This window comes from Cytobacillus sp. ABV4_503 (genome assembly GCF_056158445.1).
Genome location: NZ_JBSWTH010000001.1, coordinates 2,466,595 through 2,480,948, shown reverse-complemented (window position 1 = coordinate 2,480,948; position 14,354 = coordinate 2,466,595). Strand labels below are relative to the sequence as shown.

The 14,354-nt window shown below is 40.3% G+C and carries 17 protein-coding genes; 11 read left to right on the top strand and 6 right to left on the bottom strand.

Annotated elements, in window-relative coordinates:
- Window positions 1-12: 12 nt before the first annotated feature.
- Genes ACXAD1_RS12445 through ACXAD1_RS12435 form a run of 3 tightly spaced genes read left to right on the top strand, consistent with a single transcriptional unit; the run spans window position 13 to window position 3,171 of the window.
- Entirely contained in the window at window positions 13-1,005 is a 993-nt protein-coding gene (locus tag ACXAD1_RS12445) for an ABC transporter ATP-binding protein (protein ID WP_474910175.1), read from the top strand.
- Window positions 1,002-2,012: an ABC transporter ATP-binding protein gene (locus ACXAD1_RS12440; RefSeq protein ID WP_474910174.1), complete on the top strand. Its 1,011-nt coding sequence runs from the start codon at window positions 1,002-1,004 to the stop codon at window positions 2,010-2,012. Before ACXAD1_RS12445 ends, ACXAD1_RS12440 begins: the two co-directional genes overlap by 4 nt.
- 31 nt (window positions 2,013-2,043) lie before the next feature.
- The gene (locus ACXAD1_RS12435; RefSeq protein WP_474910173.1) at window positions 2,044-3,171 is read left to right on the top strand and encodes an NAD(P)/FAD-dependent oxidoreductase; all 1,128 of its coding nucleotides are present in this window, start codon (window positions 2,044-2,046) and stop codon (window positions 3,169-3,171) included.
- 55 nt (window positions 3,172-3,226) lie between these two features.
- Here ACXAD1_RS12435 and ACXAD1_RS12430 read toward each other — a convergent pair whose 3' ends face one another.
- From ACXAD1_RS12430 to ACXAD1_RS12410, 5 genes are all read right to left on the bottom strand, one after another.
- Window positions 3,227-3,364, bottom strand: coding sequence for a YvrJ family protein (locus ACXAD1_RS12430; protein WP_113884848.1), 138 nt, complete (start codon window positions 3,362-3,364; stop codon window positions 3,227-3,229).
- Between the two features lie 80 nt (window positions 3,365-3,444).
- A complete protein-coding gene (locus tag ACXAD1_RS12425) occupies window positions 3,445-3,663 on the bottom strand; it encodes a DUF2922 domain-containing protein (protein WP_474910172.1) in 219 nt (72 codons plus the stop codon).
- A gap of 43 nt (window positions 3,664-3,706) precedes the next feature.
- The gene (locus ACXAD1_RS12420) at window positions 3,707-3,925 is read right to left on the bottom strand and encodes a DUF1659 domain-containing protein (RefSeq protein WP_206839350.1); all 219 of its coding nucleotides are present in this window, start codon (window positions 3,923-3,925) and stop codon (window positions 3,707-3,709) included.
- A 64-nt stretch (window positions 3,926-3,989) separates the two neighbouring features.
- Window positions 3,990-4,493: a sigma-70 family RNA polymerase sigma factor gene (locus ACXAD1_RS12415; RefSeq protein WP_206839351.1), complete on the bottom strand. Its 504-nt coding sequence runs from the start codon at window positions 4,491-4,493 to the stop codon at window positions 3,990-3,992.
- Window positions 4,494-4,688: 195 nt separating this feature from the next.
- Window positions 4,689-5,501 (bottom strand): hypothetical protein, encoded by an 813-nt coding sequence (locus tag ACXAD1_RS12410; protein WP_474910171.1) that lies wholly within the window; start codon window positions 5,499-5,501, stop codon window positions 4,689-4,691.
- A gap of 649 nt (window positions 5,502-6,150) precedes the next feature.
- Between ACXAD1_RS12410 and ACXAD1_RS12405 the strand changes: the two genes are divergently transcribed.
- Window positions 6,151-6,546 carry a hypothetical protein gene (locus tag ACXAD1_RS12405; protein WP_474910170.1) on the top strand — a complete coding sequence of 132 codons (396 nt, stop codon included), beginning with the start codon at window positions 6,151-6,153 and terminating at the stop codon, window positions 6,544-6,546.
- 168 nt (window positions 6,547-6,714) lie between these two features.
- Here ACXAD1_RS12405 and ACXAD1_RS12400 read toward each other — a convergent pair whose 3' ends face one another.
- Window positions 6,715-7,443, bottom strand: coding sequence for a YwaF family protein (locus ACXAD1_RS12400; RefSeq protein WP_474910169.1), 729 nt, complete (start codon window positions 7,441-7,443; stop codon window positions 6,715-6,717).
- Window positions 7,444-7,718: 275 nt separating this feature from the next.
- On the opposite strand from ACXAD1_RS12400, the gene ACXAD1_RS12395 reads away from it, so the two are divergent.
- The 7 genes from ACXAD1_RS12395 (at window position 7,719) to ACXAD1_RS12365 (ending at window position 14,164) form a co-directional block, all read left to right on the top strand.
- Window positions 7,719-8,186: a flavodoxin gene (locus tag ACXAD1_RS12395; RefSeq protein WP_206839356.1), complete on the top strand. Its 468-nt coding sequence runs from the start codon at window positions 7,719-7,721 to the stop codon at window positions 8,184-8,186.
- Window positions 8,179-9,066 carry a beta propeller repeat protein gene (locus tag ACXAD1_RS12390; RefSeq protein WP_206839357.1) on the top strand — a complete coding sequence of 296 codons (888 nt, stop codon included), beginning with the start codon at window positions 8,179-8,181 and terminating at the stop codon, window positions 9,064-9,066. The genes ACXAD1_RS12395 and ACXAD1_RS12390 overlap by 8 nt, the downstream gene beginning before the upstream one ends.
- A gap of 15 nt (window positions 9,067-9,081) precedes the next feature.
- Complete coding sequence (locus ACXAD1_RS12385; RefSeq protein ID WP_474910168.1) at window positions 9,082-9,531, top strand: flavodoxin; 450 nt, start codon at window positions 9,082-9,084, stop codon at window positions 9,529-9,531.
- Between the two features lie 34 nt (window positions 9,532-9,565).
- Window positions 9,566-9,706, top strand: a complete 141-nt coding sequence (locus ACXAD1_RS12380; protein WP_244671149.1) for an FbpB family small basic protein — start codon at window positions 9,566-9,568, stop codon at window positions 9,704-9,706.
- Window positions 9,707-10,131: 425 nt separating this feature from the next.
- Window positions 10,132-10,980: a GNAT family N-acetyltransferase gene (locus ACXAD1_RS12375; RefSeq protein WP_474911302.1), complete on the top strand. Its 849-nt coding sequence runs from the start codon at window positions 10,132-10,134 to the stop codon at window positions 10,978-10,980.
- 142 nt (window positions 10,981-11,122) lie between these two features.
- Window positions 11,123-13,363 (top strand): ATP-binding cassette domain-containing protein, encoded by a 2,241-nt coding sequence (locus tag ACXAD1_RS12370; protein WP_474910167.1) that lies wholly within the window; start codon window positions 11,123-11,125, stop codon window positions 13,361-13,363.
- Window positions 13,364-13,444: 81 nt separating this feature from the next.
- Window positions 13,445-14,164 (top strand): GNAT family N-acetyltransferase, encoded by a 720-nt coding sequence (locus ACXAD1_RS12365; RefSeq protein WP_474910166.1) that lies wholly within the window; start codon window positions 13,445-13,447, stop codon window positions 14,162-14,164.
- Window positions 14,165-14,354 lie beyond the last annotated feature (190 nt).

Sequence of the window (14,354 nt, the reverse complement as noted above, 5' to 3'; positions counted from 1 at the left end):
AGGGATGATCTCTTGGGTGAAACTGATACGTTATTAGAAGTGAAGGATTTGAAAACGCACTTTTTTACAGAGGACGGTGTAATTCCCTCGGTAAATGGAGTTTCTTTTACTGTAAAAAAAGGGGAAACGATCGGCATAGTAGGTGAATCTGGGTGCGGTAAAAGTGTTACTTCACTGTCAATTCTTCAATTGGTAAGTCAGCCAGGAAGAATTGTAGGAGGACAAATATTATTAAATGGAACTGATTTAACGAAAAATTCAAATAAACAAATGAGGAAAATCAGAGGAAATAAAATATCGATGATTTTTCAAGAACCTCTGACATCCCTAAACCCTGTCTTTACGATTGGCAGTCAAATATCAGAATCAATTAGACTTCATCAAAAGATTGATAGAAGAAAAGCGAAAGAACTGGCAATTGATATGCTTTCAAAGGTGGGGATATCAAATGGAGACAATCTATATAACTCTTTTCCTCATCAATTAAGCGGGGGGATGAGACAGAGGGTAATGATTGCAATGGCTTTATCGTGCAGACCCCAATTATTGATTGCCGATGAACCTACTACTGCTTTGGATGTTACGATTCAGGCACAAATCCTTAAACTCATGAAAAAACTAAGGGAAGAATATAATACCTCTATAATAATGATCACTCATGATTTAGGAGTAGTGGCAGAAATGGCAGATCGTGTGATTGTTATGTACGCTGGGCAAATTGTAGAACAAAATAATGTATTTGAACTTTTCAAAAACCCAAAACACCCATATACCCAGGGTCTTTTAAACAGTACCCCAAAAATTCATCAGTTAAAGGACCAATTAGAATCAATCGAAGGGAACGTTCCCGCTCCATCCAACTTGCCGAAAGGCTGTAAATTCCATCCAAGATGCCCGTTTTCAATGGAAAAGTGCAGTCAGCAAGATCCTCCTTTACTCCAAGTGAATTCAGAATCTTCAGTTAGATGCTGGCTTCATGAAGGTAAAGAGGTGATAGGGCTATGAATAGCATACTTGATGAAAATAGGGTTAATCAGGAGTACTTATTAAAAATTGAAGGGCTGAAAAAGTATTATGAAACTTCTTCTGATTTTTTTGGCAGAAAAAAGAATTACGTAAAAGCGGTTGATGATATTAGCCTATATGTCAATAAGGGCGAGACATTAGGCATAGTTGGGGAATCTGGCTGCGGTAAATCTACAACTGGCACTACCATCTTAAGAATGCAGGAGCCCACTGAAGGGAAAATTTATTTCGAAGGAAGAGAATTAACATCGCTGAATCACAATGAGATGCAAAAAATTAGAAAAGACATACAAATGGTCTTTCAAGATCCATTTTCATCATTGAATCCAAGAATGAGAGTCTTTGATATTATCGCTGAGCCCCTGAGAACCCATAAAGCTGCTAAAGGGAAAGAGCTAGAAAACATAATATATGACCTTATGGAAACTGTAGGCCTGGATCGCTCCTTCTCCAAAAGGTATCCACATGAATTTAGTGGTGGACAGCGGCAGCGTATCGGTATTGCTAGAGCACTTGCTCTAAAACCAAAATTAATTATTTGCGATGAGCCGGTATCTGCACTTGACGTTTCGATTCAGGCGCAAATATTGAATCTGCTAATAGATTTACAGAGGAAATTCCATCTAACGTACATATTTATTGCGCATGGAATTCCTGCTGTTAAATATATTAGCGACCGAATTGCGGTCATGTATATGGGTGAAGTTGTGGAAATGGCTTTAAAAGAAGATTTATTTAATGAGACCATGCATCCATATACAAAAGGATTGATTTCTGCTGTTCCGGTACCAGATCCAACGTTAAGGGACAGAAAGGACAAGGTATATATTCACGGCGATGATCTCCCAAAACAGGTTGAGGATGCAACTGGATGTAAATTTTACTCACGATGCCCATTTAAGCAGCAAGTATGTAAAGTCGAAAGACCAAAATTAAATCAAGTAAGACATGATCATTTTGTTTCCTGTCATTTTCCATTACAGTAAAAAATTTTTATTAGAGAGGAATGTTTAATCCATGAAAATAGCAGTCATAGGCTCAGGAATTGTCGGTGCAAGTGCAGCCTATCATCTCTCAAGGGAAGGTGCAGAGGTTGTCATTATAGATAAGGCGCATCAGGGACAGGCAACTGCAGCAGGCGCAGGCATCATTTGCCCGTGGATTTCCAGAGCAGATCACAAAGACTGGTACACTATTGCAAAACGAGGCGCTCTTTACTATCCATCATTATTAGCGAGCCTTAAACAAGATGGAGAAGAGGATTTTGGATTTGGAATGGTAGGAGCTCTGGCAGTCAGCAGCAGTTCGGATGAACTGGATGCGATCGAACAAAGTGTCCGGCAAAAAAAGGCTGAAACGCCTGAGGTTGGGGAGATTACGAGATTAACAGCAGAGGAAGCCCGGGAACTTTATCCGCCGCTCCGTGAGGATCTGCAGGCTGTCCATGTTACGGGTGCAGCGAGGCTGGATGGCAGGCTGTTAAGGGACGCCATGCTAAATGGTGCAAAAAAACATGGTGCTGTATTACTTGAAGGTGAAGGTGACCTTGTATTTCATAATAATAAGGTTACAGGAGTAAAAGTGAACGGGGATGTCATTGCTGCCGATGCAGTTATCGTTACTGCCGGTGCATGGGCTAAAGACTTACTTGCTCCGTTAGGCATTGATCTTAAAATCGAGCCTCAGCGCGGGCAAATTGCCCATCTGGAAATGGACAGTATGGACACCTCCAGCTGGCCGGTTGTCCTTCCGCAAAGCTCTCATTACTTAGTGGCTTTCGACCATTCCAAAGTGGTGGCTGGAGCTACCAGGGAAACGGGATCCGGGTTTGATTATAGACTTACGGCGGCAGGTGTGAAAGAAGTGCTGGATGAAGCATTAACAGTGGCACCAGGATTAGCTGAAAGCACACTAAAAGAGGTAAGAATTGGCTTCCGCCCGGCCGGGCCAGATATTTTGCCGCTGCTGGGTACGGTTCCAGCTGCAGAGGGGCTGGTTATCGCAACAGGATTAGGGGCTTCAGGGCTTACTATGGGACCTTACGTGGGCACCCTGGCTGCAGATCTTACTTTGAAAAGGGAGATGGAAATAGATCTGTCACCTTATGATCCATTAAGAAAAGGCTTGGAAGCAGAAATAAAGTGAATTTAATAAGCATAAGCTGCCATACTGTTTTTAAGGCAGCTTATTTGTTTTTTTCCTATTCCTTCAGTCGATCCGGCAAACCCTGAATGGAAGACACCACAACATCAAGCTTCGCTTCGATCCGGTTCAGCAAAAAAAATGTGACAACGATCGGGAAGCCGAGTTCGCTGATCAATGTAACCATCTGTTCCATGGCAGCTGCTCCTTTCTAGTGAATTCATTTTACCCCATTGTAAAAAATGGCCGGGTTCCAAAGAATCCGGCCACTGCACCTTACATCAATTCATAATCAGTTACATTACGCTCAACCAATCTGGCGCTTTCCGCTGAAACCAAATCACCGCCATTGCCGACAAATGCATTGGCAGCAATGATTTGTTCCATGGCTGCTTTCACAGCTGCAGGATCAATCGGTTCGATTGGGTTATCAACGGATAGTTTCGTTGGCTTGCCCAGTTCTGACAGAAAAGTCATTTCTAATGATTTCGCCATTTTTATTCCCTCCTTTATGTTTAAAGTATTTTAATAGAATGAATTAGCCCAGAATTTCGAAGCTGTCATTTCTATTAATTCCAGCCAGCGGATAGATGCTTAGTCCAGAGATCGCTTGTCCCACTGTGAAAAGCTGGTCTGCTGTTGCCGATTGTTTTACGCCGCTGTAGGTTTTGGATTTGTGGATTGGCTTGCCCTGCCCGTTAAGGCCTGTTTCAAACACCAGGCGAAGTTTGGAATCAGTGATAATTGCTTGTGCCATGTTGTTCACCTCCTTTCACCCTCTATATACATATTGCTGGGAGATAAGGACAGGGTAAATTTGATTAATCTTCTAAAAAGCGATTATTTTTCATTATATTTTTCAGCTTCGCACGGGCACCCTGCCGCCAGTTTTTGACTGCTGACGGGGTGACTTGTTCTTTTTCAGCTATTTCCTTTACAGACATCTGATCACATAAAGTATACTGCAGCCATTTCATTTGATTGGGAGTTAATAGCCCGCATCTTTTTAGCAGCTCGTGTGCAAGATCTGTGGAGGGGAATGATGAGGGGTCTTCAATAAGTTCCCAGAATTCATCTTTCGGATAGAAACATTGCTGGCTTTGTTTATGTTGTCTTGTTAATTCGTTCATGATATTTCCTTTTATCATACTGTAAGCATAGGAAAGCAGGGTCCCTTTTTCAGCGTCATGATTTTTCCACGCCTGCCATAGTGTAATTAATCCCAGCTGGTAGAATTCCTCTTTGTTTTTATAGATGTTCAGACTATGCATGATTTGATGAATTATCCTCTCATATTGTGCTTCTAACTGTTCAAAACTCTCCATGAATTCGGTCCCTTCAAGGAAAGCGCGCTCTCTATGTTTTCCCGGGTAGTTCAAACATAGTCTGTTAACCAAATTTTGGCGAATCAAGTAAAAGTCCCAGATCAGTGAGTTACCCCCCCTAAGTCCGGAGTTAAGGGGTCTAAGTCCGGACTTAGGGGGTATAACTCACGAAAAACGGGCAGTTAGCCTGTTTTTTTATTTTTTGTAAAAAAAATTCATGAAGAAGTCATTTTCTTCAGCCAAAAATCCCAATTCAAACAAATCCTCAAAGTACATTTCTTCAAATTTCTTAGTCAAGATTCCATAGAAATAAGCGACAGGATTAGCAATGGCGCGGGTTTTCATCTTCCTGATCAGCTGCTTAAACGAATGGATGGCTGCAGCCAAAACAGCGTTTACTCTTTGGTCACAATTGTTTTTATAGGCTGCTATGGATGCCATTCTCCAAAACTCCTCAATTTGCTTTGCTTCCGGAAAAAAGGATTTTACAGTGCTGGTAAATGATTCTGGTACACGATCACTTGTATAGGTGTGATCAAGGACGTTTTCGTTACGTTTATTAATCTTTTGATTTTTATTAGCTTTAGAAAGATTAATGGTTTTATTAGGGTGGTCCAACTTTTCTTTCTTAGGTGGTTCACTCTTGGGAAAACGATTAAAAACATACAAATTACTGGACTGGGACCCGTTTTTTCTTTCGGTTTCAAGAACAGTGATAATCCCTGACTCTAATGCTTTGACAATCATCCTTTTAAAAGTGGATCGGGAAATTCCATTTCCGTTATATTCTTCGTGAATGGCTTTTAAAACGGTGGCGATTTTAGCATTGGAGACTCCAGGGATTTTCGCAGCAAAACGAACCAGCCTCTTTAAACCAACCAGTTCACCTTTTGAGAACTTTTCCTTATGCACCGAAAGCCACATCTCCACATGCGCATTAAACTCCGTAAGATCCTTAAATTGGGAATATCCTTCAAATTGCTCAATACTGCCTGATTTTAAATTCATTTTAATGCACCACCCTTTCACCTTCTAAATACAAAGGATGGGAGGGAAAAGACAGGGGTTATTTGGGGGATTGTGAAGGAATCGTGAACAGGGCTGATTTTTGAAATAGCTATGGAAACATGGCGGCGAAATTACAAAGCTTCAATGGAAACGGTCGCCATAAGAGGTCTGTGACGACGAAACTCGAAGGTCCCCAGTCAAAATGGTCGCCATGAGAGGTCTATGAGGACGAAACTTGAAGGTCCCCAGTCAAAATGGTCGCCATGAGAGGTCTATGACGACGAAACTCGAAGGTCCCCAGTCAAAATGGTCGCCATAAGCGGTTAATGACGACGAAAAATCGGAAGCTCAATTAAAATCAGTCGCCAATACCTAAAACTTATTATCACCACTTTTCCTATTTTCTTGACAATGATAATCATTTTCATTTAAAATTGATTTTATCAATGATAATCATTATCACTATATTCTATTTACATGATAGTAATCTAATCTGAGGGAGGGGTATAAGTCGATTGAACTTTACATTTGCTGCTGGTGCGGTTATATGGCGGATACGGATTCAGATGAAAATAACGATGCCCAATGCCCTTGCTGCGGTTTGGATGTTATCGAGGCAGCGGAATATGACATATAGGAGAGTTGAAAAATGAGTGGACTTTATATCGCAATAGAACATTTTGATCATCAAATCGATTGCTTTTGCCCGGATGCTGATCATGTGAATATACTGCATTTTCAAAAGGGGGATTTAATTGAGGTCACTCCTGAGCGGAAATATACAATGCTGGGATGGTATGCGCTTGTGGTGATTAATGGACAGCAGGCATTTTACTTGGCTGAAGAGGATATTGAAAGATATTTCATGAGTGAATGCATATCTTCACAGCTAGATATAGACCTGAAAATCAATTATCTGCAATATAAAATTGATCAGGATCTTGAAGCGGGGGACAAGGACTCTTTTGCAGAGAATAGCAGAAAGCTGCGCGAAACCTGCAGTCTGAAAGAGGAATTGGAATATTACATGGCCAAGGCCATCTAAAGTGAATAAAAAAACAATGAAGCTATCATGAGAGCGTTAGCTTTATGTTTTTCTCAATTGGATAGTCTATCATTGTATGTTCCTGACCGGGCGTTTTTTAAGAGGCCATCTAAGGAAAGCTGCTATCTCCTGGCAGCTTTTATTTTTGTCTAAAATCATCCCCATTCATTAAAAATGAGAACGTTCTTTGTGGCCTTTCTCCCATTTTCGCAAGATAAACCATGTAATTAAGCTCAGGATAATCAGTAAGCTCTCCAATGTGAAGATATACCATGGATAGTCACCCAATATGTCAAAGAAACTTGGGGTCTTAGGTTTATGACGCAAGAACCAATAATTTCCCTTCGTTTGATTGTTAATCAGAAGGATTGCAGGCAAAAGCAGATTGATAAAAACAATTAGTTTTATGACCGATCGGAATGATGGATAATATTTTCTGGCCCACAAAAAATATAAGGCCACCCATACAACCATCATGTGTGCATAAAAAAAGTGAAAAAAGCGAAAGTGAGGAAAGTCATATGTTAATGCTGGAGTAAGTATAGCCTGAGTAGCACCCAATATTGCAATAAAAATTAATAGTTCAAAAATATACTTTTTTCTAGTCAATAGTAAAAGGATACATAATATAAGTCCGATATTACACAATTCCAATGGCATGGACCGCCCCAATTTCCATACTCCATTCACTAACATCCATACGTGATTCAATATCTCGGCAAATATTAAGGAAATGGCCGATCCAACTTCAAGCCTTCTCCATCCATCACCATTCAGCTTTTTCCGGAATAGAAAAATGGCAGATGATACAAAAAAGAAGATTGCCAATGTAACAAGATGACTGGCTGAAAACATTTCAAAATGGAAAGACTTATGACTTTTGCCAAACCACTCCATCCGCGCACACCCCAAGTCTGTTTAATGAATCAGGCATAAGATGTGCATCTCCTATATTTTTTATACAGCTTTTCTGTACCTTCATCGATGAAGCATATTTGCAGCTGCCAGGTTGACTCCTTATGCGACGCATATTTCCACCCTTTGATTTTTTTATCATACCAATTAGGAAAAAGGTCACAAAATTAAGTTGCCCATTGACATTGATAATCATTATCATTTATTATCAGTTTAACAATAAATGAAAAACGTTATCAATTAGGAGGCGACATGAAATGAAGGCTTTCATTGGATATTTAAGTATGTCAGGAAATACGGAAGATATGGCTTCAATCCTGAAAGATGTTCTTGTATCTAAAGGTTGTGAAGTGGATATGGAAAGCCTGGATTTGACAGAAATCCATAGTATCCTTGCCTATGATTTTATTTTCATTGGTGCTTATACATGGGGGGATGGGGATCTTCCTTATGAAGCTGAGGATTTTTTTGAAGAATTGAATGATCACGATTTAACAGGAAAACATGTTGCGTGCTTTGGCTCTGGGGATCATGCTTATCCAAAATTTTGTGCAGCAGTGGATACGCTTGCAGACAAATTAAGAGAAAGAGGAGCCAATGTTTTTCAGCAAAAGTTAAAGATAGAACTCAATCCGGAAACAGATGAGCAAATCCTTGAGTGTCAGCAATTTGCCGAAGCTGCCTATGAATGGACAGTGAAAAATGAGGAGATGGAACATGTTTGACAAAGGCTCCACTGCAGTTCTATCAACTCAGGATCTTCCTTTCATTGTAGCAGTTAAGCAGGCGGGCATTTATTCCTTTGAGGATGGAGACTGGCTCCTTCAGTATGGATTAACTCAAAATATATACAAACTTGTGCAATTAGGTCATTTCATATTCGGAATCGGAGACAATGGCACAATTATCCGATACGATCTGCAGCGAAAAAAGTGGAATCAAACCTCATTCCCAACAGCCCAGCGGCTGTGGGATATTACAGGAAACCGCAAGGGACTCATCGTAACCCATGGCGGCAGCTGCCTATACATATCAACTAATTTTGGTTCCGATTGGTCTGTTATTAGACCATTTCAAAATATGCCGCAAAAGCCCCTTATCCGATCTCTGCTATATCATCAGGGAATCCTTTATATTGGGACACAAATCAATTCCCAGAATGGAGGGTTATGGAGATATTATGTTAGAAAAGGGGAATTGCAGCTCATAAAAAAAGAAAAGCATTCGATGATTTCCTCTATTTATAGAGATGAAAATGACCTTCTTATCATTGCAAAAGGAAACGCCCGATCCGGTATGGGAACGATTGAGTTTCTGAATCCTTTTACAAAAAAATGGGATGTATGCCAGCAGCCTATATCAGAAAGAGCTTTCCTGGATATTTTTGAGGCAAATGAAAAAGTATATGCCACGACAAGTCAGGATGTAGACGGTTTTTCAAGAATCTATGAAGTCCATAAGAATAGCATGTCCCTGATTCCCATTGAAACCGTAGCTGGACATGGATTCAGAGGTGCAGGCTTTGAAGACCAGCTTTTTATCTGTTCACATAGAGAAAGTAAATGGATCAGCCACAGGTATAACACATCAGCACTAATTCATTGATAGGAGTGAAGAGGAATGAAAATTGGCGTATTTTATGCAAGTATGTCCGGGAACACAGAAGCAATTGCAGATATAATAGCGGGGGAACTGAAAGATCAAAATCATGATGTGGATTTAGAAGATTTTATGAGTGTTCAAAGTGCTTCCGAACTGCTAAACTATGATCTTACTTTTATTGGAATGTATACATGGGGAGACGGGGATTATCCGGATGAATGTCTCGATATAATTGAAGAAATCGAGCAGCTTGATCTGGATAAGCAACCCTTTGCCATCTTTGGTTCAGGAGATACCTCCTATCCTGATTTTTGCGGCGCCCTTGATCAGCTTCAGAGACTTATAGAAGAACAGGGTGGAACAGTTGTCGGGAACCCCCTGAGAATAGAGTTCAACCCGGAACCGGAAGACGAAGAGGAAATAAAAAAGTTTGTCTCTGAAGCATTGATGTTAAAAGAAACCTGCTGAGTATATGGCAGCAAGCTTAGAAAGGATGGCGTTAATGAAAAAGAAAACATTTCATAAGCTCGTAGAAGAAAACATGAAAAATATCCTAAAAGATAAAGATCAATTGGAAGAAATATATCGGAGGATTGATGAAAATATTTTGATGGAGACAGAAAAAACAAAAGTAACTCAATAGGAATATCCAGGCAGGCTGGAAAAGAAAAGAAGTATGAGTTTCTGCAATAGGCAGGGACGCATACTTTATGTCAGCAGCCAGTTGTCCACCATTTGGGCATTGTGAAAATGGCTGCTGTTTTAAAATTTCAAAAAAAATTCCCCCATGGGGAATGAAAGAACAACTCATTATTTTGATTTTTTCTCATTCGACTTTTCCTTTTGAAGCTTTTCTTTTTCAAGACGCTCCGCATCCTTCTTGAACGCCTCCATCGCTTTGTAAAAAAGGAGAGTCATCGTTTTTCACCTCCTTATCCTTTTACTTCGTTAATTTCTTCCATTTTCCTTTGGAATTTTTTCGATTGTTAAGATTTGGCAGGAATTATTGCATTTTAAGAGAATTCATTTTTCAAGGAAAGGTGTTTGAGGACAAAAAATAGTGAAGGTGTGTTTAACTTGGGCCATTCAGCAAAATTCACGGATAGAATGCTAAGCATTATAAAGAGTGCAGAAAAGGAAGCCCGTATGTCAGATTGTAATGTGATTCATCCTGTCCACCTGCTAATTGGGTGTCTGGAAGAAAGAGCAGGCGCATTGGGAGAAATATCTTTGAAATGCAATTTAAACCCAAGCTTGCTGAGCGGAGCAGTTCAAAATACGCAAAGAATAACGCAAAGTGAATTTTTCAGCATCCCAGTAACCGATGAGGTTATAGACATCTTTGATACAGCGATTGCTTTTATGCACAGATATAATCAGGTTTTTGTTAATGAAGGGCACTTACTTAAAGCATTACTTGCTGATTCCACCATTTCTGGCAGGCTATCTGAGGATATGAAAAAAACCATCTTAACCCTCGGAACGTCCTCCAGGGACATGATCACTCACCTTGGCAGCTATACTTTTCCTCAAATGAACACCCCTTTTGTCAGGAAAGTTCATCAAGGTGATGAGAGGGAGCTTGCAGACTTTATAGAGAAAAACTTTTCTAAAGAATGGGCACATACCATTCAGGGGGGATTTCAGAAGGAAAAGCCGTCAATCTATATCGCATGTGATGAAGACGGAAGGATTATTGGCTTTGCAGCATTTGATGTCTGCCAGAACAAAAAGGGATATTTCGGTCCTATGGGTGTAGTAAAAAACAGGAGGGTAAAAGGCATAGGAAATGCATTGCTTCATCACTGCTTAAAAGATATGAAAGAAATAGGATATGAATATGCCATTATTGGCGGAGCAGGGCCAATTGAGTTTTATGAGAAAGCCTGCAGGGCTGTTGTCATTCCTTCTATATAATCAATCACCGGAAGAGTCGTTTTTCCCTAAAACTTAAAAATAATTATAGAATATTGTTGCAATTTGATTTCCACTATTGGTATGATTATTCTCCGCGCAAATTTCTTACATAAGAAAAGTGATATCAAAAGGAGCTGATTGTGTGAAGCAGGAATTCATCGAAATTTTCAATGCCAGAGTAAATAACCTGAAAAATATTGATCTGCAGATTCCAAAAGGAAAGATCACGATATTTACAGGTGTCTCCGGTTCAGGCAAATCGTCCATCGTTTTTGATACGATTGCCCAGGAGGCAGGCCGCCAGTTAAATGAGACGTACAGCAGTTTTCAGCGGCTTTTTCTTCCAAAATATAGCCGTCCGGAAGCAGATGAAATTAATAATCTTTCTACTGCCGTTGTAGTCGATCAAAAACGGCTCGGCGGAAATGCACGATCCACACTTGGAACCGCTACAGATATTAATCCTCTTCTTCGCCTGTTTTTCTCCCGGTTTGCAGAACCTCATATAGGTTACAGCAACGCATATTCATTTAATGATCCCAGCGGCATGTGCCCGAAATGTGAAGGGATTGGGAGAATTATTACGCTAAACCTTGATGCTGCTCTTGATAAGGAAACAAGCTTAAATGAAGGAGCTATTCTGCTTCCGGGATTTGGACCTGGAACATGGCAATGGAAAGCGTATGCGGAATCCGGATTCTTCGATATTGATAAGAAAATAAATGAATATACAGAAGAAGAATTTAATAAGCTTGTCTATGCGGAGCCGCAAAAAGTAAAAGTGAGTTATATGAATAATGATATGAATGCAACCTATGAAGGCCTGGCAGTCAAATTTATGAGGCAGCATGTGAAGAGGGACAAAGAAACTTCAAAAACAGGCGAGAAGCTCCTGAAGAACTTCAGCACCATGACGAAATGTCCTTCCTGCGGAGGAAAACGGTACAATGAGAAGGTGCTTTCATCCACAATCAAAGGCTATTCCATCTATGACCTTACATCCATGCAATTGGATCAGCTAATTAATACTCTTCCAAAGATTACATCACCTGAAGCTAAGCCAATTGTTGACGGGATCATGGAACGATTGGAAAATCTATGTGATATTGGACTGGGCTATATGGATCTGACAAGGGAAACACCAACACTATCGGGAGGTGAATCCCAAAGGGTGAAAATGGTAAAATATTTATCCAGTAACTTAACAGGCTTAATGTACATATTTGATGAACCAAGCACCGGACTGCATCCGCGGGATGTCTATCGGTTAAATGAATTGCTGGTTCGGCTGCGTGAAAGGGGCAATACCGTTTTAGTTGTCGAGCATGATCCAGACGTCATCCAAATAGCCGACCATATCGTTGATGTTGGGCCTCAAGCCGGAACACATGGGGGAGAGATTATGTATACCGGCAGTTATCAGGGTTTCTTATCTTCTGATACATTGACTGCCAATTATTTGAACCGCAGTGCAGAAATCAACGCCAATCCGAGACCGGTTTCCGAGTTAATGGAATGCAGGAAAAGCACTCTTCACAATTTGAAGAATGTGAGTCTTTCAGTTCCAAGAGGGGTTTTTACTGTTATTACAGGAGTAGCGGGTTCAGGGAAAAGCACACTTGTGAACGAAGTGTTTGCAAAAGATTTTCCTGAGGCAATCCGTATTGACCAAAGCCCGGTCCACGCCAACATACGGTCTAATCCGGCAACTTTCACTGGCATTATGAATTCGATTCGCAAATCTTTTTCAGATGCCAATGGAGTGGAGAGCGGATTATTCAGCTATAATTCGACCGGTGGGTGTCCGACATGCGGAGGCACCGGGACGGTCGAGATCAATTTATCTTTTATGGATACAATGGAAGTCGAATGCAGTGAATGTCATGGAAGCCGTTTTAGGCAGGACGTGCTTCAATACTTATATAAGGGCAAAAATATTGTTGAAATCATGGAGATGTCTATAGCGGACGCTGTGGAGTATTTTGATGCAAAAGACATTCAGAAAAAACTCAAAGCCCTGGAGACTGTCGGTCTTGGCTATTTGTCATTGGGACAGCCGCTGACCACCTTGTCAGGAGGCGAATGTCAAAGACTTAAGCTTGCAAAGGAACTGAATACTAAAGGAAACATTTATATACTTGATGAACCAACTACGGGATTGCATATGTCGGATGTCGCTAATATTCTGGACATCATTAATAAATTGGTGGAAAAGGGCAATACCGTTATAGTCATAGAACATAATCTGGATGTTATCCGAAAAAGTGATTGGATCGTTGATTTAGGTCCGGATGGAGGCGCTGGAGGCGGAGAAATCCTGTATGAAGGTCCGCCGGCAGGAATTTTGGAATGTGAACGTTCGGTTACTGCACAGCATCTGTAATGGAATATGTAAAAGAGATCAAATGGCCATGGAATTTTTTCAATGGCCATTTTCTTTATCGCTTAAGTGGAGGTGATTACTATGGATAAACTATTAAAAGACCTGAAGGCAGCAGGTGTACACAGTATTAAAGGTGATTCAGAGATTATTCTGGAAATCTTTCAGGATGAACGAATAAGTCCCAATAAAGCAGATTATTTAATTAATAGGCTTCTTACCATGGATGAGAGCAGAATTGAAAAAGTAAAGCTTCAGTGCCCTCAAGAAATTTTGGATGAATTAATGGTTTCGCGAGGAAAAATGAAAGTGATTGGTGAGAGAGTTATTTTTAAAAAGCAGTTTGCAGAATCCAAGATTGAACAAGCCCCTCCTTATGAAGTTTGGCCGCTCCTTAACAATAGTTCCATTATTTTTTTATCTGAAGTTATGAATTTTACTTATGAACAAACTGAGAAATTTTTAAAGAGCATGAAAGCAGAGCTCCCTGAACAAGCAGATAATATGTTTACGGTTTATACAGTTCATTCAGAACCGGCTGGAGCCGTTTTTCCTCATTTGGAACCTGACCGGGACCGGGAAGGAAGGATGTTTTGGATCGGCATCCACCCTGATTTCAAGGGTAAAGGGTATGGTAAGAACCTGCATTTAATAGGACTTCATAGATTGCAGTATGAATATAAAGCTGAAAAATATCTCGGGGCAACAAGCGCTGATAATGCCGCCATGAGAAAGATTATGGAAGCAAATGGATGTACACAGGAGAGCAATTCTGTTTTTACCTTAGTGTATTCTTTTTCTTGATAATCAAGAATGATGTATGAAAAAGGCTCAGTCGTTTTCAGCAGGTATATATTCTGGTGGATGAAAAGTGTCATTGCTGCCTACTAAATAGTGGTTTCTTTCATAACTGTAAAAAAAAGGTTTGATCAGGAATTAATTCAGGCTGGTTTGACACAATCAAGAAACATGAAAGAATGTCCCGCACATCCGG